Source organism: Candidatus Benthicola sp. (assembly GCF_058719085.1).
Map to the genome: position 1 here is coordinate 1 of NZ_JBZQEK010000150.1, position 2,414 is coordinate 2,414.

Annotated in this window: 3 protein-coding genes; all 3 read left to right on the forward strand. The window is 67.5% G+C overall.

Annotation, left to right across the window (positions count from 1 at the left end; all coding sequences use genetic code 11):
- The coding region (locus tag AC36XV_RS11165) for a hypothetical protein (RefSeq protein WP_492203764.1) at positions 1–888 on the forward strand (888 nt) is incomplete at its 5' end.
- Between the two features lie 2 nt (positions 889–890).
- The gene (locus tag AC36XV_RS11170) at positions 891–1,262 is read left to right on the forward strand and encodes a Crp/Fnr family transcriptional regulator (protein WP_492203765.1); all 372 of its coding nucleotides are present in this window, start codon (positions 891–893) and stop codon (positions 1,260–1,262) included.
- Positions 1,259–2,414: FAD-dependent oxidoreductase (locus AC36XV_RS11175; protein ID WP_492203766.1), on the forward strand; the 1,156-nt coding region annotated here is incomplete at its 3' end. The genes AC36XV_RS11170 and AC36XV_RS11175, both read left to right, overlap by 4 nt.

Here is a 2,414-nt window from a genome sequence, read left to right on the forward strand (position 1 = left end):
ATCAGCGATGTGGAGTGGCGCGACGAGCGACCGGTCCTGATCGGTTCGGATCTGAAGGAGGAGTCTTACGACCTCGTGGCCGTGGCCACCGGAGTGAACAGCAACTTCCTGAAGCTGCTGGAGGACCTTCCGGCCGGGGTGGCGCCGCCGAAGAGCACGCGCACCTACATCTGCGAGTTCCGCTCCACGCCGGAGGAGGTCTATCGCATTCTCGGCAACGCGATGCACGTCTTCCTGCTCACCATCCCGAGGCTCGAGTTCGCGGCAATCATCCCCAAGGGCGAGTTCGTGACCGTCGTCATGCTGGGCGACGAGCTCGACCAGGAGCTGGTGCACGAGTTCCTCGAGGATCCGGTGGTGCGCCGGTGCTTCCCCACCGATGCGTCGCCCTGCGTGTGCAGCTGCTCACCGCTGATCAACATGGGCGCGACGAAGCGGCCGTACGGTGATCGCATCGTCCTCATCGGCGACAGCGGGATTACGCGTCTCTACAAGGACGGCATCGGGGCGGCGTTCCGAACCGCCAAGGCGGCGGCTTCCACGGCGGTCGTGCGAGGCGTATCGGCCGACGCGTTCGAGGAACATTACTGGCCGACCTGTCGCGGCATCGCCCATGACAACGCGATCGGGAAGGTGATCTTCGGCACCACGACGCTGTTCAAGATGTCGAAGATCTCGAGGCGAGGAATCCTCCGGATGGCCTCGCGCGAGCAGTCCAGGCCCGGAGCGGCTCCCCACATGAGCTCGCTCCTCTGGAACATGTTCACGGGAAGCGCGCCCTACAAGGAGATCCTTCGGGGAACCCTTCACCCCGGGTTTCTCGGAAGTATGGCGCTCAACCTCGCCGCCGGCGTTCGGCCGATGAACGGAAACGGAAAGGTGTCCTGACGATGGGAAAGGGCGCACTCGGAAAACTCTACGGAGACGGCGAGGCCATCGTCCGGCAGGGCGACCTGGGCGACTGCATGTACGTGGTTCAGTCCGGTAAGGTGCAGGTCGTGCAGTCCACTCCGATCGGCGAACAGCACCTCGCCTACCTCGAGACCGGGGACTTCTTCGGCGAAATGTCCGTGTTCGAGAAGGAGACGCGATCGGCCACCGTCCGGGCCGTCGGCGAGGCCAGGGTCCTCAAGGTGGACAAGAAGACGCTGCTCCGGCGTATCAAGGAGGACCCGCTGCTCGCGGTCAACCTCCTCCAGACGATGTCACACCGGATTCGCGACCTGAACGCCGAGGTGGCGCTGCGCGAGGGCGCCTCGTGAGAGGCGACGGCGCCGGGAACGCGCTGCCGTACCAGCGCATCACGCCCTCGTTCCGACCTCAGCAGGCCGAAAAGACGGCCCCCTGCCAGACCGGGTGTCCCAACTGCGGGGACATCCGGGGCTGGATCGGCACGGTGGCCCAGCGCGACAAGATCGGGCTGACGCGAGAGGAAGCCTACACGCGGGCCTGGCGCATGATCACGGATGTGAACCCGTTTCCGAGCGTGCTCGGCCGGGTGTGCCCGCATCCCTGCGAGTCGCACTGCAACCGAAGCGAGCTCGACGAGCCCCTCGCCATCAACGCGATGGAGAGGTTCCTCGGCGACTGGGCGATCACCGCCGGGATCCCGCTGGCCGAGGTCGACCGCGAGCCGCGGGAGGAGTGGATCGGCGTGGTGGGCGCCGGGCCTTCCGGACTGTCGTTCGCCTACCAGATGGCCCGCCGGGGCTACCGGGTGACCGTGTACGAATCCCGAGAGAGACCCGGCGGCATGCTGCGGTACGGGATCCCCGACTACCGTCTGCCGCCCGCGATCCTGGACGCCGAGATCCAGCGCATCCTGGACCTCGGGATCGATCTGCGGCTCGACACGTCGGTCGGCCGGGACGTGTCGCTCGAAGAGCTGCGCTCCCGGCATACCGCCCTGTACCTGGGCATCGGGGCGCAGATGGGACGCGGTCTCGGGATCGCGGGGGAGGAAGGTCCCTCCGTGTGGACGGGAACGGACTACCTGGCGCGGGTGAACTGCGGCGAGACGGTGGAGCTCGGAGAGAGGGTCGTCGTGGTCGGAGGCGGGAACACGGCCATCGACGCCGCCCGGACCGCCCGAAGGACCGGGGCCCGCGTCACCCTCCTGTACCGTCGGTCCCGCGAGGAGATGCCCGCCATCGAGGAGGAGGTGGAGGACGCCCTGGAGGAGGGGATCGAGCTCGTCCTGCTGTCCTCCCCGGTGCGCCTCGAGCGATCGGACGACGGGGCGCTCGAGCGGGTCATCGCCATCCGCATGGAGCTCGGCGAACCGGACGATTCGGGGCGCCGGCGCCCGATTCCGATTCCGGGCTCCGAGTACTCCGTTTCGGCCGACTCGATCATCGCCGCCGTTTCGCAGGCGCCGGTGCTCGAGGGCTTCGAGGCGCTCGATCACGACGGCA